Source organism: Buttiauxella gaviniae ATCC 51604 (assembly GCF_001654835.1).
GTDB lineage: Bacteria > Pseudomonadota > Gammaproteobacteria > Enterobacterales > Enterobacteriaceae > Buttiauxella > Buttiauxella gaviniae.
Map to the genome: position 1 here is coordinate 1 of NZ_LXEP01000029.1, position 21,279 is coordinate 21,279.

The following is a 21,279-nucleotide window of genomic DNA, read 5'->3' on the forward strand; positions in this document are numbered from 1 at the left end:
TTAAGCCCTGAGTCTTCTAGACTCAGGGCTTTTTCGTACCTAAAACTCATGAAATTTTCTCTATTATTGCTTTTTACGCAATTATCTTCTGCATTTATCCATCTTTTTCACCAAAGTTAAACCCTTCATAATCCTCGAAAGACAAAGATATATCTCCCAACGAGGTTAATAATGACAATTCCTGCATTTGGTTTAGGTACTTTCCGTTTAAAAGATGACGTAGTTATCGCATCAGTAAAAACAGCGCTTGAATTAGGTTACCGCGCGGTCGATACAGCACAAATTTATGATAATGAAACTGCTGTGGGACAGGCGATTGAGGAAAGTGGTGTTGCACGTAGTGAGCTGTTTATCACCACCAAAATCTGGATCGAGAATCTTAATAAAGAGAAATTAATCCCAAGCTTGAAAGAAAGTCTGCGCAAATTGCGTACAGATTATATCGATTTGACTCTAATTCACTGGCCATCACCAAACGATGCTGTGCCGGTAGCTGAATTTATGCAGGCTTTACTGGAAGCAAAAAAAGAAGGGCTGACGCGCAATATAGGTGTTTCTAACTTCACTATAGACCTGATGCAGCAGGCTGTTGATGCGGTGGGGGCTGAAAATATAGCGACCAACCAGATTGAGCTTTCACCGTATTTGCACAACCGTAAAGTCGTTGATTGGGCACATGAACATAACATCCATATCACCTCTTACATGACGTTGGCTTATGGTAAAGCTCTGGAAGATGAACTGATTTGCCGCATTGCTCAAAAGCACAATGCAACTCCTGCGCAGGTCATCCTGGCATGGGCAATGAAGTTGGGTTATGCGGTGATTCCTTCATCTACAAAACGTGAGAATCTGCAAAGTAATCTCCAGGCGCAGACTCTCACGCTAGATGAGGAAGATATGATTGCTATAAGTGAACTGGACTGTAACGATCGATTGGTTAGCCCAGAAGGTTTGGCTCCAGACTGGGATTAATTTTCCATCACAGCCCCTGCGGGGGCTGTTGAACGTGCTCACTTAGAAAATCGATAAACGCCCGAATGCGGCTGCTAACGGCGCGATCGCTGTAATACACTGCACTAAATGGCATTTCTACAGGCAATAGTTTGTCTGCCAGTAACTCTACGAATGTCCCTTCAGCAATTTCTTTATTAATCATATAGTCAGAAAGACAGGCGATACCATTTCCGGTGAGGCAAAGCTGTTTGAGTGTTTCTCCACTGTTCGATGTTATTCCCGGTATGATGTCATAACGCAGCCCATCGGCCTGTGCAACTGGCCACTTATTCAGGCTCTCCGTTTCGGAGAAACCAAGACAAATATGATCCTGAAGATCCTCAGCACATTGTGGCATACCGAACTGCGCTAAATATTCCGGTGAGGCAATGATTTTACGACGGCTGTAAAAAAGAGGCCGCGCCCGTAACGTTGAGTCTGTCAAAGTGCCTGCTCGTATCGCTACATCGACTTTTCGCTCAATCAAATTAATAAATGTCTCAGATGAGATGAGGGAAAGTGTCACCTCCGGATAGCGCTCACGAAAGGGCTTAATCAGCGGCATTAAAAGATGAAGCATGACAGGCGTTGCAGCGTCGATGCGTAGTAAACCACGCGGGCTTTGTCGGGTTTCCATCAGCTCATTTTCTGCAGCAGCCATTTCCTGCAAAATCTGTTGAACACGGCGGAAGTAACGCTCGCCTTCCTCTGTGAGACTCAATTGGCGCGTAGTACGATTAAGCAGGGTTACACCTAATTTCATCTCTAATTTCTTTACCGAGCGGCTCACTGCTGAATTCGCCAACTCGAGTTGATCTGCTGCGCGACTAAAACTCCCGCTTTCTACGACAGCGACAAAAATCGACAGTTCTTCTGAGGTGGCCTTCATTATTGCTCCTGAGACAATATTCTATTGAGATTTTGCATGTTTTTGTTATTTAACCATCACGCCATACTGCGTGTCATCAAAAGACACCCGTTATGGAGTAAATCATGCCTCTGGCGCTTTGGGCACTGACTATCAGTGCATTCGCAATCGGTACTACTGAGTTTGTCATTGTTGGATTAGTGCCAACAATTGCTGATCAACTTTCAATTTCGCTCCCTTCTGCTGGGCTGCTGGTTTCAATTTATGCGTTGGGCGTGGCTGTTGGCGCCCCTGTCTTGACGGCTCTGACAGGGAAACTTCCTCGTAAACAGTTGCTGATTGGTTTGATGGCGCTATTCACCGCGGGGAATTTGTTAGCGTGGCTTTCGCCAAACTACGAAACGCTGGTTGTGGCTCGCTTGTTAACCGGCCTTGCACACGGTGTTTTCTTCTCAATTGGTTCAACTATTGCAACCAGTCTGGTACCTAAAGAAAAGGCTGCTACCGCAATCGCCATTATGTTTGGTGGTTTAACCGTTGCATTGGTTACAGGTGTGCCCCTCGGAACATTTATCGGCCAGCATTTCGGATGGCGTGAAACATTCCTCGCCGTTTCAGCTATTGGTGTTATTGCCTTGATCAGTAGCACGATTCTGATTCCAAAAAATATTCCAACACGTGCAGTTGCCAGCTTAAAAGATCAACTGAAAGTGATGACTCATCCCCGCCTATTGATCATTTACGCGATAACAGCTTTGGGCTACGGCGGTGTGTTTACCGCATTTACCTTCCTGGCTCCGATGATGCAAAACCTTGCGGGTTACTCACCAGCGGCAGTGAGCTGGATTTTGCTGGGCTACGGTGTCTCTGTGGCTATCGGTAATATCTGGGGCGGGAAACTTGCCGACCGTCATGGAGCAGTACCCGCGTTAAAATTCATCTTTGCAGCACTTGCCGCATTACTACTGGTCTTCCAATTTACTGCGAGTTCACATATTGGCGCTTTAGTGACGGTGTTAATTATGGGCGTCTTTGCATTCGGTAATGTACCGGGATTGCAGGTGTACGTTGTGCAGAAAGCAGAGTTATATGCGCCAAACGCAGTGGATGTTGCCTCTGGACTGAATATTGCCGCTTTTAACGTCGGGATTGCATTAGGATCTGTTATTGGTGGTCAAACAGTTCAAAGTTTTGGTTTAGCTCAGACTCCGTGGATTGGGGCCGTAATTGTTGTTGGTGCACTGTTCTTAATTACCATCAGTGGTCGACTAGATACACGTCGTGAAGTTGCTATCAGTTAGTCACTCAGAACAAGGCTGTTAGCAATTACTTACGGTCTTGTTCGTCAATGGTTTGAATTGGTCGTTGAAACTCGACACTAAAGTCCCTATAACTGAAAGACAGCCTTCGATTTGGAGGCTTCTTTGGTTACAGAGGTCATTAGTAAAAACGTGCGCAAAAATACTTATGCCATGAGATATGTTGCCGGTCAGCCAGCGGAACGCATTCTGCCTCCTGGCTCGTTTGCAACTATTGGTCAGGCATTGCCGCCCGGGGAACCTTTACCAAGTGAAGGCTCACTAAAAGTATTGGTGTGGAATATCTTCAAACAGCAGCGTGCAGAATGGCTTTCTGTACTGCAAAACTTCGGTAAAGATGCTCATCTTGTTTTATTGCAGGAGGCTCAGACTACCCCTGAGCTGGTAAAGTTTGCCACCAGTAATTATCTGGCTGCCGACCAGGTTCCGGCATTTGTCCTGCCTCAACACCCATCGGGTGTTATGACACTTTCCGCTGCTCATCCTGTTTATTGTTGCCCACTACGTGAACGTGAGCCGATTTTACGCTTGTCTAAATCCGCATTAGTGACCGTATATCCACTGCCTGATGGTCGGCTGTTGATGGTTGTGAATATCCACGCGGTCAATTTCAGTCTCGGTGTCGATGTCTACAGCAAGCAGCTTGGGCCGATTGGCGATCAAATTGGTCACCATAACGGGCCAGTTATCATGGCCGGGGATTTTAATGCCTGGAGCCGCTCACGAATGAACGCGCTTTACCGCTTCGCTCGCGAGATGACTCTGCGCGAAGTCCGTTTTACCGATGATCATCGGCGTCGTGCTTTTGGTCGCCCACTCGATTTCGTGTTTTATCGTGGTTTAAACGTTACAGAAGCCTCTGTTTTAGTGACTCGTGCGTCCGATCATAACCCTCTACTAGTCGAATTCCGTCCCGGCAAACCTGAGCTGTAAGGTTAGTCAGGTCTGCCACTGGGCAGACTACGTGCTGCCCTTACTTATCATCATCTGCAAGGACAATACAATGACAACACAATCTCACCATGACAAAGTCGATCAACAATTTGGCTCACAAGCCAGCGCTTATCTGACCAGTGCTGTGCATGCAGCAGGGCGTGATTTAGAGCGCCTGAGCGAGCGTCTGGCAGCATTCCCTCATGCCCGCCTGCTTGATATGGGATGCGGGGCAGGGCATGCAAGCTTTGTTGCTTCTGCGAAAGTGAAGGAGGTTGTGGCTTATGATCTCTCTGAACAGATGCTGGCCGTGGTGAATGATGCGGCTCAAACGCGCGGGATTAACAATGTCACGACTCAGTGTGGTTATGCTGAGGCATTACCCTTTGATGACTGCTCATTTGATATTGTGATTAGCCGCTATTCAGCGCACCACTGGCATGACGTTGGCAAGGCGCTGCGTGAAGTCAAACGCGTATTGAAACCGGGTGGTGTGGTTATCTTTATGGATGTGATGTCCCCTGGGCATCCTGTCCTGGACATTTGGCTGCAAACCGTCGAAGCCCTGCGTGATACCTCGCACGTTCGCAATTATTCAAGCGGTGAGTGGTTGAGCCTTTTCAATGATGCAGGTTTGATCTCGCAAAACCTGTTATGTGATCGGTTGAATCTGGAGTTCTCGACCTGGATTGCCCGAATGAGAACACCAGTCGCGCTGGCTGAAGCTATTCGCATCTATCAAAAGAGCGCATCGGATGAAGTGCAGCATTATTTTGAATTGCAGGCCGATGGTTCATTCACCAGTGACATTATTATGCTGGAAGCAAAGCGAGTGTAGTTCAGTGCGGGCATCAGACATAAAAAAGGCACCTAAAAGGTGCCTTTTTCTTTGATTAACAATCAAGTATCAGGTGTAGAGTTGTTGCTAACGAATAGCGTCAACTGATCTCCAGGTTTCAGATCGTCTGTATCGTCGTTCCAGCGCAGAACATCCTTGATGTTCACACCGTGACGTTTCGCGATACTCGACAACGAGTCACCCTTACGCACCTTATAAGTGATGCTATCGTTCTTAGCTAAACTCTGTGCGTCATTTTTGACGCTGAGTGTTTGGCCGACTTTAATGTGTGCGCCGCGTATGCCGTTCCAGCTTTGCAAATCTTTTGCACTCACGCCTAAGCGTGAAGCAATGCTCGATAAGGTATCACCTGAACGAACACGGTAAGATTTGCTGCCACCTGCAGTACTGCGGTTATCAGCAAATAGCCGAGGCTGCACTGCTGCAATTTCACCAGAAGCCAAAGAGGCTTTTAGCTGATCGGCATGCTTTTTAGGTACCATTACATAACGTTGATTCTTGCCAACGGTCGAGGTTTTCACCCCGGCGTTGAATGTCTTCAGCGTGCTTAATGATATACCAGCCATTTCGGCAACCTGCGTAAGCTCAACCGGATCGCTGACTTCTACACGTGCTAATGCACGGCTTTCGTCAGTAGTTGGTAAGCGTACACCGTACTTTTTGCTGTTTTTGAGAATATCACTCAAAGCCAACATTTTTGGTACGTAAATTTTGGTTTCCCGTGGCAGTGAAAGCGACCAAAAATCCGTAGGTAAGCCACGAGCTTTATTCGCTTTCATTGCCTTCAGTACACGACCTTCGCCGCTGTTGTACGCCGCCACGGTTAATAACCAGTCGCCGTCAAACATCTTGTTCAGACGCTGCATCATATCGAGTGCGGCAGTGGTCGAAGCCACTACATCACGACGTGCATCGTATGCTTTGGTCTGTTTTAAACCATAATTTCGACCCGTACTCGGTACAATCTGCCAGATGCCAGCGGCATTTGCAGAAGATGTAGCGTGGGGGTCAAAAGCGCTCTCCACTATGGGTAGCAGTACTAGTTCCATTGGCATGTTACGTTTCTTAACTTGCCCGGCAATCCAGTACATATACGGCTCTGCCCGTAATGTTACATCGTGGAGATAGCTCTTATTCTTCAGGTACTTCTGTTTCTGTTCGCGGATCCGGATATTCTCCGGTACCCCCATCTTTAGCTCGTCGCCAATGAAGTTCCACAAGTTTTGGTTATCCGCGAGGTATGTCCCATCGTCCATCCATCGCGAACCTGTGTACTTTCCTGCTTCACCTTGACCAGCTGCAGACAGACTCTGTGCGTGCTGTTGGATGTTGCCGTCATGCCTTGACGCCTGGCACCCCACAAGCAAAACAGAGGCGAGTAATATCGCTTTTGCCTTCATGTGTGTGTCAAATGGTTGCTTAAAAGACGAGCAAGAATACCTTCCACTTTAAAACAACACAACCAAAAATTTAGAAACTATCCTTCTTTGTCCGTAACCAGGCGAAAATTTGCCGTGGTTGTTGCAAGTTTGTTTCTTTGTTAATTTTATCTATTAAATCAATATCATCCGTTCTAAGGAATAAATTTATTTCGCGCTCATTTGCCAAAGAACTCGGCAATGTTGATTGGTTTTTTGCGCGTAACTCATTAACTTTTCGACAGTATCGGTTTAACTTCTCATCGTCTGGAAGGATAGATAAGGAAAACTTCATGTTTGAAAGAGTGTACTCATGAGCACAACAAATTAACGTGTCACCGGGTAGCTTGTTAAGCTTTTGAAAAGAATCAAACATATCATTTGAAGTGCCTTCAAAAAGCCTGCCGCAGCCGCCAGAAAACATCGTGTCGCCGCAAAAAAGATAAGGTGCGCTATAGAAACAGATATGTCCTAAAGTGTGACCTGGTGTGGCAATTACAGTAAATTCATACTCCAAAATATTGACCAGATCGCCGTCTTTAACTACCCGGTTCGTTCCCTTATCTTGTGTCTCCTCGGGGCCGTATACCACAAGGCCTGGGTACTTTTTGAGAAGTTCTTTTACGCCGCCAACGTGGTCGTTGTGATGGTGGGTCAGTAAAATAGCTTCTGGTTGCCAGTGGTTATCCTCAATGGTTTTTAATACTGGATGAGCATCGCCCGGGTCGACGATGATACATCTGCCTTGCTCATCATTCAGAACCCAGATGTAGTTATCCTGGAACGCAGAAATACTGTTAAGATTCATAATTCAACCTCTCTGAATTGCGCTAAGTAGGTAGTGATGAAACCGGCAAGGATACCTGAAAATTTCATTTCGCCTCATCATTGGGGAGAACTGCCCTGGGGCGAGTACTACCGTGAGGCTCTGGAAAGCCAACTCCAGCCATGGCTCGCCAAAATGTTTGGTTTCCATCTGCTGAAGATAGGGAACTTAAGCACTGAAATTAATACTGAAGCTTGTGCTATTTCACACCAGGTGAATGTTGCCTTACAAGGTGAACGGCTCCAGGTGAATGCCGATCCGCTGTATTTACCTTTTGCGGGTAAATCAGTCGATGCATGTATGTTGGCTCATACATTGCCGTGGTGCCAGGATCCGCACGGGTTATTGCGTGAAGCTGACCGGGTACTCATTGATGATGGCTGGCTAATTATCAGCAGTTTCAACCCGGTGAGTTTATTAGGTTTAGGCAAAGTCGTGCCATTTATCCGCAAACGTGCGCCATATCGCTGCCGAATGTTTACGCCAATGAGGATGTTCGATTGGCTGGCATTGCTGAATTTTGAAGTGATGCACCAACGCAGTTTCCAGGTTTTACCCTGGAGTAAACAAGGTGGGAAAATGCTCAGTACCCATCTTCCTGCGTTGGGATGCATGCATGTCATTGTGGCGCGTAAGCGGACATTGCCCCTTACGCTCAATCCAATGAAAAGCCGGAAAGCAAAAACGCAAATCCGCTCAGCTGTGGGGGCGACACGGCAATTTAGTGAAACAACTAAGGCTTCGCCGTCTCTGGCTGATAACCCACATCCTCGAGAGTTGGATTAGAAGCTGCTTCACGGGCGAGTTCATCACAACGTTCGTTTTCAGGGTGACCGGCATGGCCTTTCACCCATTCCCAACTAATTTTGTGCTCGCTTAAGGCCGCATCCAGTCGCTTCCATAAATCGACATTTTTGACTGGTTTTTTATCGGCCGTTTTCCAGCCACGTTTTTTCCAGTTATGAATCCATTGGGTTATACCCTGACGAACATATTGGCTGTCGGTGCTGAGCACAACGTCACAAGGTTCGACCAATGCCTCAAGTGCAACGATTGCCGCCATCATTTCCATGCGATTGTTTGTGGTCAGGCGAAAGCCGACGCTAAAAATTTTTTCGTGCTGTTTATAGCGTAAAATAGCACCATATCCACCCGGACCCGGGTTACCAAGGCAAGAGCCATCGGTGAAAATTTCTACCTGTTTGCGCATCTCTGGTAGACTTCCTGTGATTAAAAAACCAAGTCTGACATAAACGAGCGCTATGAGCACAGCAATTACACGACAGATCGTCCTCGATACAGAAACCACCGGTATGAACCAAATCGGTGCGCACTATGAAGGGCACCGCATTATAGAAATCGGTGCGGTTGAAGTCATCAACCGCCGCCTGACGGGTAATAATTTCCACGTATACCTGAAACCTGATCGTCTGGTAGACCCGGAAGCCTTTGGTGTGCATGGAATTGCCGATGAGTTTCTGGCAGACAAACCAACCTTCGACCAGGTTGCTGATTCGTTTATGGACTATATTCGCGGTGCAGAGCTCGTCATCCATAACGCATCGTTTGATATCGGGTTTATGGATTATGAGTTCGGCAAACTCAAACGCGATATCCCCAAAACCAATACCTTCTGTAAAGTTACCGACAGCCTCGCACTCGCGCGTAAAATGTTCCCGGGCAAGCGTAACAGCCTTGATGCGCTTTGCTCTCGCTATGAAATAGATAACAGCAAACGAACGTTGCACGGCGCATTGCTCGATGCCCAAATCCTTGCCGACGTCTATTTAATGATGACGGGCGGGCAAACTTCTCTGAAGTTTGCGATGGAAGGGGATGTGCAGCAGCGTAACGGAGACAATGGGATTCAGCGTGTTGTGCGCCGTAGCTCCGGTATACGAGTTATTCGTGCCAGTGATGCAGAACTTGAAGCGCATGAATCGCGGCTCGACCTGGTGGAAAAAAAGGGCGGAAGTTGCCTGTGGCGTTTATAAAAACAGCGTAAATGCATTAAAAATCACCGTTTGGGTGAAATTAACGGCAAACGATTAGTTTAATAAGAAAAAACGTTGACGCTCATGAGCCCTATACGTATTATCTGCCTCGTTCCCGACGGGGAACAAACGCGGAGCGGTAGTTCAGTCGGTTAGAATACCTGCCTGTCACGCAGGGGGTCGCGGGTTCGAGTCCCGTCCGTTCCGCCACAATCAGAAAGCCTGAATCAGAAATGATTCAGGCTTTCGTCGTTTTCGGGGGGTAATAAAATTTCCCGAATCATCAAAACTGTTTCTGCCACGCTTTCTTTTGATAGTACAAAGCCAATATTTTTAAAAGCATATACCCGTTATACTTCAAGCTGCGTCTTTGTTGGCCGCACTCACTCGCCCAGCTTAGTTAGTTTACTAAGCGTCCAAAGACCCGCTCTCCTGCCACTGCGACGCAACTCGTATTATTATTGGCATATAAAAAAGTACAATACCAAGCCGGTATTTATAATTTTAATATATGAATGTATTATTTATATCTAAAAAGTTTTTGTAATTTTAGTCATGATCAATATGGCAAATAAAAAAGAACAAAATTGATTAACTCTGTTTTATAATCAACAAACAGTTTCTTAAAAATATCGAGTCTCTCATGGATGCATGGAAAGAATATTTAGAGAGTAATCCTGATATCAAAAACCATCTTGATATGGATTCTGATGCTGAACGTGTAAGTATAGAAACATTTTTAAATAAACAAAATGAACTCATTCAGGTGATGAATGAAGTTGCTCGTAAATTTATACAATGGAGTATGGCAAAAGATCACTTTATAAGTGAAATTATTGCTTACTCATCAGAGATAAATTCGAAAATTAATAATGGTGAAATGACGGTCACTGAAGCGATAAATGCTATTAATAATGAAATATTATCGCTGAAGAAACAAAGTGAAGAACTGAGCAGAAATAATCGCAGGCAAGTCATCATTGTTAAGCTCGGTTTAGATGATGCGAAACAGAGGCGACAGCAAGAAAACATTGATTTAGTGGTGGTTGGTGTCGGTTTTGTTGCGGGTGGCTTGCAAATAGCATCTGGTGCAGCATTGATTGGCAGTGGTGTTGGCATAATTCCTGGTACATTATTAGTTGCTCATGGGATCAATAATGTCATAGAGAGTGGTTATTTTTTACTTTTTCGCGAGAGTTGTATAGGACCTGTCAGGTTTGTTTACGAAGGCATTGGGGATATAATTGGTCTGAATAAACAAGAATCTGATGTTATTTATACATTTGTTGATGTTGGTATTTCCTTGAATGGATTACTTGCATACAAACTTACAGAGGAAGCAACACGGCTATATCGCTATATAAATGCTGACTTGCTTTGGGGAATGAAACAAATGGGTATGAAAATGATGTCCAAAAAGGAACTGGTATTAGAAGTGTTAGGTGATGCAAACACAGTCTTTGGACAATATAGGGCATACTAGATGAGTTTAATAACAGTAATTACTTTGTATGTATTATGTACAATGCTTACATTGATTCCTTTTTACTACATTATTAGTCATCTTTTGTACTCCATAAGTGTTTATATTAATTTCCTTGCGGTTATTATATTAGTTTTATGTGCGCTATTTCACTTTGTGGTTTTTCGAACGGGTATAATCCCTCTGTTTGATGTTGATATTAGTGGGGATGGTAGTATGAGATATGTATTAATTCCTTTTGCATGTGCATATTCTTATGCCATACCTTTTTATATAGCTCAGTCGAAATATTATAACCGATAATTAACGGATATAATTTCCTATCTGAAGTGGTTAATGCTGATTAATTGATAAATATTAATCAGCATTTTAACGATCTGATTTAATGGTGAGTTAGTAAACTCGATCAGTCCATAGACTATAAGCACTCGTTCCTGCTGTAGTATGTTCCCATGTGATGGTTTCATATATTAAAGATAGCTTTTCTTGCGGCTGGCCTTTATTGTTGTTCACCGAATGAGGCAACATTAGATGGATATCAACCAGCCTTGCTTGGGTTAGTTTTATTTTATAGTAAAGCTCATTTATCCCAAATCTGTTAGTCTGGTGAATATCAAAGTCACAAGTCAAAATTTCATTCTCTGAGATGGCCTTCCCCAATAAAGGTGATGATTTGTCGATAGGTTTTGTGATTATTACCGGGTTATGGTTTGCATTCTGTTGTCGTGTAATAGCATGTGAAAGCTCATATACCATTATCTGATCCAGATGCGCAATCTGTGCCCTATTCCCGATTGAATCCAGAGAGCAGCAGCCTGCGGAGATGTTTCCCTGTTTTTGTCCGGTCAGACTTAAATAGATTAAATTTGCCATTGTAGTTTTCCCTTACTGGTGTTTATTATCAACAGGCAATGTAGGTTCATTTCCTACATTGAAATTACTGACTAATAGATAACGGCTCGACAAGGAAATTATTCGTTCATCGATCTGCTTTTCTAGTGTTTGTGTGTCCTGGTGTTGTCTCTTCGCATCCTCTAATTGGGTGATTAAAACCTCTAGTGGTGTTTCCTGCTTCAATAAAGTCTCAACCTGATAAGCCACTGTTTTGAGATACGAAAGTGTCATACCTTCTTTATTTTTTTCTCGCTCCACGAGCAGGACTGCAAATGCATGTACATCCTGTTGTGCCTGCATATAGCTCCTTAGAGATGGACTATTTTCTGCACGTGCATTTAAAGTTGTTTGCCATTTAGCACTGGCTAACTGTTGTTGAGTACTTTCTGGCCAGGTAGCTTGAGCGGTCCGAATAAGGTGTTCACCGGTTTCGAGTGGCTGTAGAGGGGGAATAGCCAGCAACTGATTCAGTCGATTGGAATAATCTTCCAGGGTTGGCGAAGCCAGCCACAGTGTAGCGCTACCCTGCGGAGTGTCATTCACCTGTCTTATCTGTTGCTGCATAGGAAGCACGTGCCACCACCAAAGCCCAGTCGCAATAATTGCGCTACAGATTGCTCCTGACAGAAAACCGCGCAAAGTTAATGGTGGACAGGAGCGCGGTGTATTATCTGAACCGGGAAAATGCACTTCAATTTTCGGCGACTGAGGATTTGAATCTGTCATTGGTGGTGCGTAATTCATCGCATCCGTAAAGTCCGGCTGCGCGGGCATATAAACCAATGTAGGTGATGAGTATGCAGGTGTAGACAGTGCAAGTTGTTCACTCTCCACACGCTTACGGATGTTCTGCACGAAATAAAGCAGGTTCTCAACGCGAGGAATACGTTTTAATTCTACTTGCTGAAGCTTATCGCAGATCAGTTGCAGAGTTCTTTCCGTACGCAGCAAGAGGTTGGTATCGGCGGTGAGAAGGGAAGGGTTCTGGCGCAAGATACTACCGACACGGCTATTAAACCATTCCAGCATGTCTGAGCGAGCCTGATAGTTCTGAGGCCAAAAGTGTTCCCATTCCGCGGTAATTAACCCTGCCAGTAATTCGCATCCTTCGCAAAACCCCCCCAGCCCGTTAAGCCTCGTGCGTGCCAGGGTGTAATAGGTGGCGCTGTGTAGGTCAACTCCATTGCTTTTAAAGAGTGTCAGGGCGAGAGATTCGACGAGCCGCCAGTTCACTTCTGGGTGAGTGGGATGATTAGCTTTATTCACCTCTTCACGAATAGCACTGAACTCGGGCAAGCTGCGTGGATCTTCGCCCAATTTGATGATCAATTTTGTGTCGTTCATACTGTCATTCCCTGAATATCCCCGGCGCTGACACCGGGGAATAGCCCTTAATACAATGTATCCGGAAGGGTGAAATCGCTAAAAAGCCCGCCGGTGAATGGGTTGTCCTGAGTATCTACGTGAATGCGATAGATCATATGGCCGCCATCGACATTAAACCGAACATCAAACGAGCCATCTTCAACATTGGTCAGTTGGCCTGCGTCTATCAGGCGGAACTGCGCCCATGGTCCGCTAAAGCTGATGCTTCGAGGTGCTCCCCCCCCAGTTCCAATGAGCGTGAGCTTACTTTCTGACCCTTCTCGCATTGTATTTGGCCACACCAGATGAGCCGTGAAATTGCGCCCGTGGCTGTAGTCCAGTAACTGACCATCCATATTCAGAACGCTGCGGCGTTTATTGGCGGATAACTCAACGGTTTCTGCGGCGTATTGCGTCCCTAAGCCACTTTGTTGTGTGAAGAAGGTGTCGCGAATTTTTTGCGCTGTCTCAAGTTGTTGCTGTACGTCCTGGCGGATCAGGACCTGCCCGTCTTCACCCAACGTAAGTTTGTTTTCAATAAACAGTTTGAGGTTTTCCTGGTAGAAACTATCGAGGATCCCGGCTGGTTTGAAGAAACGATCGAAAGCATCCAGCGATGCATTTTGTTCGGCTTGTGGATCAAATGGATAGCGATTGGCTAAAGTCTGCTGCCAGGTTTTCACCACTTTTTCGTTCCACTCGACCTCCATGTAATGAACCGCTTCTATCATCACAACATGCCAGGCTTGATCGGCAAGTTTGCCCACCCATCTGTTCAATGGGGCTGGGAGAGTTTTTGCCAACTGGCGTGTCGCAAAGATTGGATCACTACTGTTTTGATCAAGGCGAAGCTGCACAGCTTTAAGTGCAGATTTACCCGGTACCGGTGAGTTTTGGATGGCTAGCAGATAGCGATGCAACTCGGTTAATTGCTGATACACCGTCTGCAAGGTGCTGTCTTTGTCTTTTCGCTCGGTCAGCACACTGTTTTCTGGAGCAAATTCGCGCCCAAGACGAGTAAGCAATTGGAAGTCCAGTGCAGACATCATCGCTTCACGAGTTTTATCCGGCAGGTTGGCTGGGGGAGGTGGTGATTGAGTATTATCGCGGAGCGTTTGCAGAGCACGGTAAAAAGGCTGATCGCCACTAATTATCTGCTCGAGTGCATCAATCACCTGTTGCATATCCTCATATTCCCGCAGATCGAGATTGTTCAGTGCTGCCTGCCATGTCGCGGTATAGTCGCTGATATATTGCTCAGTAATATGCCGCTGAATCTCTTCACGATCGGCGGCACTGTAGGTCACATCTTTGGTGATATTCAGAACCCAGCTATCCAGCGCGGTAAGTTCAACCAGGCTGTCGCGCTGCTTAACGAAATAGCTTTGCAACCCGTAGCGCGTCAGGAATTGAGGAACAGAGAGATCTTCTTCTTTATTGGCAATAAACACTTTGTCAAAGCTTGGCCCAATTTGATCGCGCAGGTTCAGGTCTGCAGGCAACACGCCTAATGCTCTGGTGCGCAAACTCTGGTAAACGCGCTGATAAATTGAAAGCTTACTGAGCTCTTTCTGTGCTGTTGCAATGGGTTTCGTATACGGTATAAAACGATTAATTGAATCGCTGTCACCGGACATGCGTTGCGCCTGCCAGTCTGTATGTTCAAGGGCATAATCCAGATGTGCCATAAGTTGCCCCTGCAACCCTCGCTGACCATGGAAGTTATCGCTCCAGCGTTGACTCATATATTGTTCCACCACTTTATTATCGCGGCCGCTTTTATCTTCGAGCATGCGGATAACCCTGAGTACCGCGAGTTTTTTCTCACTTCCTGGCTCCGCATTGTTCAGGTCGCGAATCAATCCGTTTAGCAATGCCGGTAAATAGCGCTGCTCGAGCAGTTGCAAGTAAGTTCTCTCGACATACGGGCCAATTCTTCTTCCTTGATAAAGAGCCATATCGGTGAGGGCGTTATGTTCACGATAATCACCGTAAGCAAGAGTGGCGTCTCGAATGGGGTTGAGTAAGGGTAATTGCAGATTACCAAGCTCATCAATTCCCTGTGGCGGCGGGATATCCATAAAGGATTTTGCCTGTGCAAGAACGGTGACACCCGAACGGTAATTCGATTTGTAATAGTGATGCCAGCCAGCAATACACGCGATTGCCGCAACGGCTCCAACAGCGGAAAAAACAGTGAGTTGACGTCTATTTTTCCCAAGCCACACGCTGTTTTCGCTTGCCAGATTAGGTTCTGCCAGCAACGTTTGGGGGAACAGTTTGCGGGTAAAATAAGGCTGTGTTTCGACCATTGGCCAGGAGGTCAACGCATTTTGCCCCAGTCGGTATTGTGCTGCGGCTGACTGAATAAACATGTCGTCAACCTGGCCACGTTGCAGTGATGAAGTGAGATAAACCCCGCGCAGCATCACTGACATATTGTCGCCTGCCAGCAAACCAGAAATAAGGGCTTCCAGATGCTCAATAATTCCCTGAACCTGACGACTAAAGCTAAATAACGTACTTCGCTGGCTGCTTTCCACATGATTGAGTGACAAATTCGGTAGCGCCTGATTAAAACGCTCCATCCACTCTTGCCAGAAGGCGTGTAACTCCTCACGCCAGCGCTCATTTTCGTGAGCACCTGCGGTAAAAGTGATACCCAACGTTGCATCTCGCTCTTGCTTATCAAGCGGTTGGAAAAGTGGGGCGAATCCATAAAGCAGATCAAGTTTTGTTAAAGTGATATAGACCGGCAGTTCGCAATGAAGCTGCAGGCGGATATCCTGAAGACGCTGGCGCAATATCGTGAGTTGACGTTCACGTTGATTTTTATTTGCTGTTAATAGCTCGGGCAAATCCACCGTTAGAATAATGCCGTTGAGGGGTTGGCGATGACGCTTCTGGTTTAGCCAGTCCAGCCAATGTACCCATAATCTAGCGTTAGAATTCGTTTCTTCCTGGTCACTAACGGGCTGTTCGATAAGTGCCCCGTCGATATCGAAAATAACTGCATGAGCGCCGACACGAGGTGCGATATGCCAGGTTGAGGTATTTTCGCCGCGGGCTTTTTCCGGCGCGTAAATGGTATCGGCAGAATAGCCTTCTCCTAAAAGCGTGCTTTTCCCGCTTCCAGAAGTACCAATGATCATATACCAGGGTAAATGGTAGAGGTAATTACGTCGCGCCAGATGGCGTTGCAGGCGTAACAACCAATGATCGAGATGGCGCTGTTGCTGGTGGATCTCCAGGCTTATCGGATCCTTTTCATGCTGACGTTGCTGCTGTTGCAGAGTTTCGAGAAACTGCAATCGTTTAACGATACGCAATGTTATCCATGTCAGTGCAATCAGTACCCAGACGGCCGTTGCCAGCCAGCGGTTAGCCTGCGGAGCGAGTGGATGTTGGTCCCCCAGCATCCAGGTTGGCCCTTTCCACCAAATCCAGATCAGTGATAATACCCAGCCCACAATCAGCAAAATCATTGCGGAGATTTTTAACCTCGGCATTGCTGGTTTCAGTGTCGGTCTTAGCGCTCTTAGAAAGCTGGGTTTAGATACTTTGAACACAATATAAACTCCTGTTTAAACATCACTGTCCATCGTGATTTTTTCTTCTAATTGTTTAAGTAAGACGGGTTCCCACTGAGGTAACGTCATCTGGCATGCTGTTTGATGCAGCATTTTGTATTGCTGACGTGCAGTAGTGACCAATCCGGCTTGTTCAAAAAGCTGGGCGCCAAAAAATTGTCGGTAAAATTGATCTCGTGGTTCGTGAGCTTGTTGTTGGTATTGATCGAGTAATTGCAATGCAGGGGTAAGACCTTGCTCCGAAAAGCACTGCCAAAGATTTTCTGTATCGCCATTACTGCTCAGAGAAGAAGTAGAAGCCGCTTTCGCTGCATGCGTATCAAGCCAACGCTGTGTCGCTTGTGACAAATAAGGGGAATGATCGTTAAACAGTAATGTTTTTAGCGCAGGAATTCGGTTTAAGAAATGATTAAGCTCCTCACGTATCGCATTTGCGGTATCTGAATACCCTAGCTGCATTGCAATATGGGCTGACAGACAGTGTCCGTCGAACCAGTAAGGCGTCAGCAGAAGGCTCTTCTCAACCTGTTCCCAGAGTTCACTATTTGCTGCTGTCACACGAGCCTGGTAGTCCGCCATTAAATCGACAGAGAATGCAGCCAGCGGTGTTCTTCCATCAACTTCAGCCTGTGGGGCACTGGTAATGGTTTGCCAGATAGCATAGCGACGCAGACGATATCCTACCGGGCATTGTGGATTGTGCTCGCAGAGCAAATCCGCAACTTTTAAAAGCGTTTGTCGCCAGGCTTTATCGTCATGATTTTCAATGGGAATAGTGGGGAGAGGTGTACTGATAGCCGTCGATAAATTGGGGCTGGTAGCTAATACATTATCCACTGGCGCAGAAGCATGTTCCTGAATATGACGCTGATAAAGCGCCGTTAACTCATGCGCAGTCGCGGCAAGTTGCTCGCAGCCAGTTTCTTGCCAGAACGTTGTGAGTTGAGCAAATTCACCGAACATAGTTGTATGCTGGGTTTCGTTTGAGTCACTGGCAAAGTTTGCCGCAGCTGCCTCAAAACGAGAGAGTATCTGCTGTGCGAAGCGGTTTTTATGAGCCTCTTTATGTGGCCATGATTGCTTCCAGAATTGCTGTAGATACTGATTCAGCAGTTGAACGGAAAGTATCAACTCAACCGCTTTCCCTGAATGTTGCAGTGTTCGCAGCAAATGGACTATTACGCGAAAATCTTTGCTTTCGTTCGCCAGTAATTTCAGGGAACGCTGCTGTATTTCAGCAATATCAAGCTGTGAGTGATTAAGTGACCCCAGCTTAACCATTTCCCGGTCAATATATTCCCAGTCGGCATTACTTTCGCTGAGCACGGAACTGATTTGTTCTTCTGATAGAGAAGCGACAACGTGTTCAACCCATGTCTGCGATGTTGAAATATCCATATTAGCTTCCTTGTAAAACTAGCTTGCCCAATGGCAGGCAGCCCGCATTGGTTCAAGTGTCTTTTCCAGATCGGTAATGGCAAATGTCATCGCATGCAGGGAAGGTTGCGACTGGCCGTCAATGTCTACAGTCAGCGTCTGTGCAGCGAATAGTTTTTTGATTTCATCGATCCCGGCCAGGCCTCGGCTGGACTCAAGAAGTGAATCGCTTTCACGTAAAAACCAATGGACGTTAAAGTGAGTTTTTTCCGTAGTAATCGACAGATTTGGTGCACTTTTAAGTGGTTCAGGTAAAGCAATTTGCATTCGAGTGATGTTATCAATGCAACTGAACATCAAAACTGGGCGAGGGGGCACGCTTCCCAGTGCTGGAGTGGTAATTACCACAGAAGGGCGCTCACCTTCCGTTTGCCGGGTTATAAAAGTGGTGGAGTGATCGTCACGCTCCAACTCCTGGTTATAGGCTCGCATCCAGGCTTCGCCCTGCTGCTGGGCTTTTTTTAGCGCGCCAGCAAATCCAGGATATTGTGGTGCCAGAACATGGTCGTAACAGTCCAGGCGCACCAGTGAAGCCGGTTCGGCCCGACAAGTTAGCATCGCTTTTAGCGTGGCTTCTGTGGGGAGATTTTCCAACTGGGGCGCGATACAACTGGCTTGTAGCGGTATTAAAGCCAGCAATATGCTGGCTAATGTCGATCCCTTCATCAGATCCCTTGCGCCTCAGCTGCCGCATCTTCAATCTCTGCGGTGAAACGGTGTTCCTCAACAGCGATGTGCACACGCTGGATGGCTGAACCCGCTGCCATTTTTTGCAGCAGCAGTAACGAAAGCGGCGGTAAAACTTCACCATCAATGACGGATTCGAGCATGCGAGCACCGTTTTCGGACCGCGTGACGCGAAGCATAATTTCTTCACTGACTTGCGCTGAAATTATCGTTTCAGCATTGAATCGCTGTTTTAGCAGAGTCACGAGCCTTTCCAGCTTCGAGGCGATAATGGTTTTTAAGGTCTCATCTGAGAGGGGCAGGAAAGGAATAATTTCCATGCGTGCCAACAGAGCCGGCTTGAAGAAATCAGCCAGTACCGGATAAAGTTCTTCCTGGAGCTGATCTGGATTTTGCGCATGTTCGACGATGACCTGGTAACCCAGGTTGGAGGTCAGGAAGAAGACCACATTTTTGCAATCGATTAGGCGGCCTTCGCCATCGGCCATTTCGCCTTTATCGAAAGCCTGATAGAAGAGATTCAGCACATCCGGATGCGCTTTTTCAACTTCATCAAGCAAAACGACGGAATAGGGTTTCTGACGAATTGCTTCTGTCAGCACTCCGCCTTCGCCGTAACCGACATAACCTGGCGGCGAGCCAATCAAGCGTGAAACGGTATGTTTTTCCTGGAATTCAGACATATTGATCGTGGTGAGGTACTGGCGGCCGCCGAATAACAACTCAGCAAGTTGCAAAACTGTCTCTGTTTTGCCGACGCCGCTTGGGCCTGCCAGCAAAAACGCACCCAACGGGCGTCCCGGGCGGCGCAGGTCAGCTCTCGCCGTCAGAAGATGTTTATGTAACTGTGCAATGGCAAGCGTTTGGCCTTTAATTTTGTCACCGAGCCATGTTGGCAACTCAGTAATTAGCGTCATTTCGCTTTGCGACAAGCGGTTAAGCGGCACGCCTGTCCACTCTGCAATAACCGAGGCAATCTGGCGCTTATCGACATGTGGGGATACCAGCAACTGCTGCTGATGCAACGTATCCAGCTCCATCATTAGCGACTGAAGTTTTTCGCGTTTCTCGGGCAACGTTGTTGCATCACTCTCTTCACTGTTCATCAGTAGCTCATGACGCAGCGCCACAATGTGCCGCACTAAATCTTGCTGATGGTGCCAGCTTTCATCCAGTACGCCGAGCTGTGCATTCGCCTGTTCATGAAGCTGATGTAATTCAAGCAGGCGAGCATCGTTTTGTGGCAAACCTATTTTCTGCTCGCGCTCCAACTGACGGATTTCTGCCTGGTACTGATGGCTCTGCGTGGTGAGAGCCGAGATTTGGCGTGGCGGGGATGAGATATTTATCGCCACGCGGGCGCAGGCGGTATCCAGGACATCAATCGCTTTATCGGGAAGCTGACGGCCAGAAAGATAACGTTCGCTAAGTGTAGCGGCGGCCTGTAATGCTTCATCATCAATTAATACGCCGTGCGCCTGCTCGTAGACAGACGCCAGTCCGCGCAAAATAATGGTCGCTTCAGCTGCGGTTGGCTCGTTGACCTTAACGGGCTGAAAACGCCGCGAAAGTGCAGCATCTTTTTCAAAATATTTTTTGTATTCACTCCAGGTCGTCGCCGCGATGGTTTTCAGTTCACCACGAGCCAGCGCGGGTTTAAGTAGGTTGGAAATATCCAGCCCGCCCTGTTGATTACCTGCACCAATAAGCGTATGCGCTTCATCGATAAATAAAATCACCGGGGTTGTGGCTTCACGGACTTCCGTCATGATCCCCTTGAAACGTTTTTCAAACTCGCCTTTAACGGATGCTCCTGCCTGAAGCGCACCTAAATCGAGGGTCACGAGTTCTGTATTCAGCAGCTTTTCCGGGACCTGACCATGGATGATACGAAGAGCAAGTCCTTCAATTAATGCACTTTTACCTACACCCGCCTCGCCAACAACAATGGGATTGTTTTTCCGTCGGCGACATAGAATATCGATCATCAGATCAATTTCGGCATCGCGACACAAAACCGGGTCGAGTTTGCCGTTGCGTGCATCATTCGTCACATTGGTGGAGTAACGGGCGAGCATACTCTCTTCGCTGTGTGTGAGTGCCTGTGTTTTGCCATTGTCATCAAGAATGACGGATTCGGCTGAGTCTTTGGTGCAAGAGGCAAAATTCAGTCGGAGCAGGTCGCGGTTTATCTGCGCCAGTAATTGTGCTGCGGCAGGCGGTACATAACGCAGAGGCGTATGAAGCAGGGCAAGCAGTAAGATTCCACCGCGTAATTGTCCAAGCTGCATCTCTGCAGAGGCCAACAGCCATGCATCTTTTAGCCATTCCACCAGCAAGGGTGAAAAGCTTGGGTAGCTATCAACGGATTGACCTTTATATTCACCGACGAGGGTCAATGCGTCGCGCAGCTCCCCGAGGTCAATCCCGGATTGTTCGGCAATAATACGAACATCGCTACGCGGAGTCGCCAGCATTTGTACCAGGACTTGCGCGACGGTAATTTCTGATGCTTGCTGATTGACGCATTCAGCCGCTGCCATCTCCAGCGCCTGTTTTGACAAAATATTCAGCCGGTTAACCAGCGTAGGTAAATCAATCTGGATCATC

Annotated in this window: 16 protein-coding genes, 1 tRNA gene and 1 pseudogene; 8 read left to right on the plus strand and 10 right to left on the minus strand. The window is 46.8% G+C overall.

What is annotated here, in order from left to right:
* Nucleotides 1-171 precede the first annotated feature (171 nt).
* Nucleotides 172-975, plus strand: coding sequence for a 2,5-didehydrogluconate reductase DkgB (dkgB, locus tag M977_RS14870; protein WP_064516396.1), 804 nt, complete (start codon nucleotides 172-174; stop codon nucleotides 973-975).
* Here dkgB and yafC read toward each other — a convergent pair.
* Nucleotides 972-1,885, minus strand: a pseudogene (gene yafC, locus M977_RS14875) (DNA-binding transcriptional regulator YafC). The gene dkgB and the pseudogene yafC overlap by 4 nt on opposite strands.
* A gap of 104 nt (nucleotides 1,886-1,989) precedes the next feature.
* Between yafC and M977_RS14880 the strand changes: the two are divergent.
* The 3 genes from M977_RS14880 (at nucleotide 1,990) to M977_RS14890 (ending at nucleotide 4,954) form a co-directional block, all read left to right on the plus strand.
* On the plus strand, nucleotides 1,990-3,165 hold the full coding sequence (locus tag M977_RS14880; RefSeq protein ID WP_064516401.1) for an MFS transporter: 1,176 nt from the start codon (nucleotides 1,990-1,992) through the stop codon (nucleotides 3,163-3,165).
* A gap of 150 nt (nucleotides 3,166-3,315) precedes the next feature.
* Entirely contained in the window at nucleotides 3,316-4,116 is an 801-nt protein-coding gene (locus tag M977_RS14885) for an endonuclease/exonuclease/phosphatase family protein (RefSeq protein ID WP_064516748.1), read from the plus strand.
* A gap of 70 nt (nucleotides 4,117-4,186) precedes the next feature.
* Nucleotides 4,187-4,954: a class I SAM-dependent methyltransferase gene (locus M977_RS14890; protein WP_064516403.1), complete on the plus strand. Its 768-nt coding sequence runs from the start codon at nucleotides 4,187-4,189 to the stop codon at nucleotides 4,952-4,954.
* Between the two features lie 62 nt (nucleotides 4,955-5,016).
* Here M977_RS14890 and mltD read toward each other — a convergent pair whose 3' ends face one another.
* On the minus strand, nucleotides 5,017-6,375 hold the full coding sequence (gene mltD / locus M977_RS14895; RefSeq protein ID WP_064516404.1) for a murein transglycosylase D: 1,359 nt from the start codon (nucleotides 6,373-6,375) through the stop codon (nucleotides 5,017-5,019).
* Between the two features lie 70 nt (nucleotides 6,376-6,445).
* Entirely contained in the window at nucleotides 6,446-7,201 is a 756-nt protein-coding gene (gloB, locus tag M977_RS14900) for a hydroxyacylglutathione hydrolase (RefSeq protein WP_064516405.1), read from the minus strand.
* Nucleotides 7,202-7,237: 36 nt separating this feature from the next.
* On the opposite strand from gloB, the gene M977_RS14905 reads away from it, so the two are divergent.
* The gene (locus tag M977_RS14905) at nucleotides 7,238-8,005 is read left to right on the plus strand and encodes a methyltransferase domain-containing protein (RefSeq protein WP_064516407.1); all 768 of its coding nucleotides are present in this window, start codon (nucleotides 7,238-7,240) and stop codon (nucleotides 8,003-8,005) included.
* On the opposite strand, the gene rnhA is transcribed toward M977_RS14905, so the two are convergent.
* The gene (rnhA, locus tag M977_RS14910; protein WP_166671959.1) at nucleotides 7,953-8,528 is read right to left on the minus strand and encodes a ribonuclease HI; all 576 of its coding nucleotides are present in this window, start codon (nucleotides 8,526-8,528) and stop codon (nucleotides 7,953-7,955) included. The genes M977_RS14905 and rnhA overlap by 53 nt on opposite strands.
* On the opposite strand from rnhA, the gene dnaQ reads away from it, so the two are divergent.
* The 3 genes from dnaQ (at nucleotide 8,482) to M977_RS14925 (ending at nucleotide 10,696) form a co-directional block, all read left to right on the plus strand.
* The gene (gene dnaQ / locus M977_RS14915) at nucleotides 8,482-9,213 is read left to right on the plus strand and encodes a DNA polymerase III subunit epsilon (RefSeq protein WP_064516410.1); all 732 of its coding nucleotides are present in this window, start codon (nucleotides 8,482-8,484) and stop codon (nucleotides 9,211-9,213) included. The genes rnhA and dnaQ overlap by 47 nt on opposite strands.
* Nucleotides 9,214-9,346: 133 nt before the next feature.
* Nucleotides 9,347-9,423: transfer RNA gene (locus M977_RS14920), tRNA-Asp, on the plus strand.
* A gap of 433 nt (nucleotides 9,424-9,856) precedes the next feature.
* Nucleotides 9,857-10,696 carry a DUF4225 domain-containing protein gene (locus M977_RS14925; RefSeq protein ID WP_064516411.1) on the plus strand — a complete coding sequence of 280 codons (840 nt, stop codon included), beginning with the start codon at nucleotides 9,857-9,859 and terminating at the stop codon, nucleotides 10,694-10,696.
* 393 nt (nucleotides 10,697-11,089) lie between these two features.
* Here the strand turns inward: M977_RS14925 and M977_RS14930 are convergent, their stop codons facing one another.
* From M977_RS14930 to tssH, 6 genes are read right to left on the minus strand one after another with little or no spacing between them, the layout of a single operon-like run.
* Nucleotides 11,090-11,569 carry an Hcp family type VI secretion system effector gene (locus M977_RS14930; RefSeq protein ID WP_064516412.1) on the minus strand — a complete coding sequence of 160 codons (480 nt, stop codon included), beginning with the start codon at nucleotides 11,567-11,569 and terminating at the stop codon, nucleotides 11,090-11,092.
* 12 nt (nucleotides 11,570-11,581) lie between these two features.
* Nucleotides 11,582-12,934 (minus strand): VasL domain-containing protein, encoded by a 1,353-nt coding sequence (locus tag M977_RS14935; RefSeq protein WP_064516414.1) that lies wholly within the window; start codon nucleotides 12,932-12,934, stop codon nucleotides 11,582-11,584.
* 47 nt (nucleotides 12,935-12,981) lie between these two features.
* Entirely contained in the window at nucleotides 12,982-16,524 is a 3,543-nt protein-coding gene (tssM, locus tag M977_RS14940) for a type VI secretion system membrane subunit TssM (RefSeq protein ID WP_064516416.1), read from the minus strand.
* A 15-nt stretch (nucleotides 16,525-16,539) separates the two neighbouring features.
* Nucleotides 16,540-17,943, minus strand: a complete 1,404-nt coding sequence (tssA, locus tag M977_RS14945; protein ID WP_064516419.1) for a type VI secretion system protein TssA — start codon at nucleotides 17,941-17,943, stop codon at nucleotides 16,540-16,542.
* Nucleotides 17,944-17,961: 18 nt separating this feature from the next.
* On the minus strand, nucleotides 17,962-18,648 hold the full coding sequence (gene vasI, locus M977_RS14950; protein ID WP_064516423.1) for a type VI secretion system-associated protein VasI: 687 nt from the start codon (nucleotides 18,646-18,648) through the stop codon (nucleotides 17,962-17,964).
* Nucleotides 18,648-21,278, minus strand: coding sequence for a type VI secretion system ATPase TssH (gene tssH, locus M977_RS14955; protein WP_064516426.1), 2,631 nt, complete (start codon nucleotides 21,276-21,278; stop codon nucleotides 18,648-18,650). Before tssH ends, vasI begins: the two co-directional genes overlap by 1 nt.
* Between the last annotated feature and the right edge of the window lies 1 nt (nucleotide 21,279).

Excerpts from the sequence above, each read along its gene's own strand:
- dkgB (WP_064516396.1), top strand. The coding sequence starts at position 172 with ATGACAATTCCTGCATTTGGTTTAGGTACTTTCCGTTTAAAAGATGAC.
- M977_RS14880 (WP_064516401.1), top strand. The coding sequence starts at position 1,990 with ATGCCTCTGGCGCTTTGGGCACTGACTATCAGTGCATTCGCAATCGGT.
- M977_RS14890 (WP_064516403.1), top strand. The coding sequence starts at position 4,187 with ATGACAACACAATCTCACCATGACAAAGTCGATCAACAATTTGGCTCA.
- mltD (WP_064516404.1), bottom strand. The coding sequence starts at position 6,375 with ATGAAGGCAAAAGCGATATTACTCGCCTCTGTTTTGCTTGTGGGGTGC.
- gloB (WP_064516405.1), bottom strand. The coding sequence starts at position 7,201 with ATGAATCTTAACAGTATTTCTGCGTTCCAGGATAACTACATCTGGGTT.
- M977_RS14905 (WP_064516407.1), top strand. The coding sequence starts at position 7,238 with ATGAAACCGGCAAGGATACCTGAAAATTTCATTTCGCCTCATCATTGG.
- dnaQ (WP_064516410.1), top strand. The coding sequence starts at position 8,482 with ATGAGCACAGCAATTACACGACAGATCGTCCTCGATACAGAAACCACC.
- M977_RS14925 (WP_064516411.1), top strand. The coding sequence starts at position 9,857 with ATGGATGCATGGAAAGAATATTTAGAGAGTAATCCTGATATCAAAAAC.
- M977_RS14930 (WP_064516412.1), bottom strand. The coding sequence starts at position 11,569 with ATGGCAAATTTAATCTATTTAAGTCTGACCGGACAAAAACAGGGAAAC.
- M977_RS14935 (WP_064516414.1), bottom strand. The coding sequence starts at position 12,934 with ATGAACGACACAAAATTGATCATCAAATTGGGCGAAGATCCACGCAGC.
- tssA (WP_064516419.1), bottom strand. The coding sequence starts at position 17,943 with ATGGATATTTCAACATCGCAGACATGGGTTGAACACGTTGTCGCTTCT.
- vasI (WP_064516423.1), bottom strand. The coding sequence starts at position 18,648 with ATGAAGGGATCGACATTAGCCAGCATATTGCTGGCTTTAATACCGCTA.
- tssH (WP_064516426.1), bottom strand. The coding sequence starts at position 21,278 with ATGATCCAGATTGATTTACCTACGCTGGTTAACCGGCTGAATATTTTG.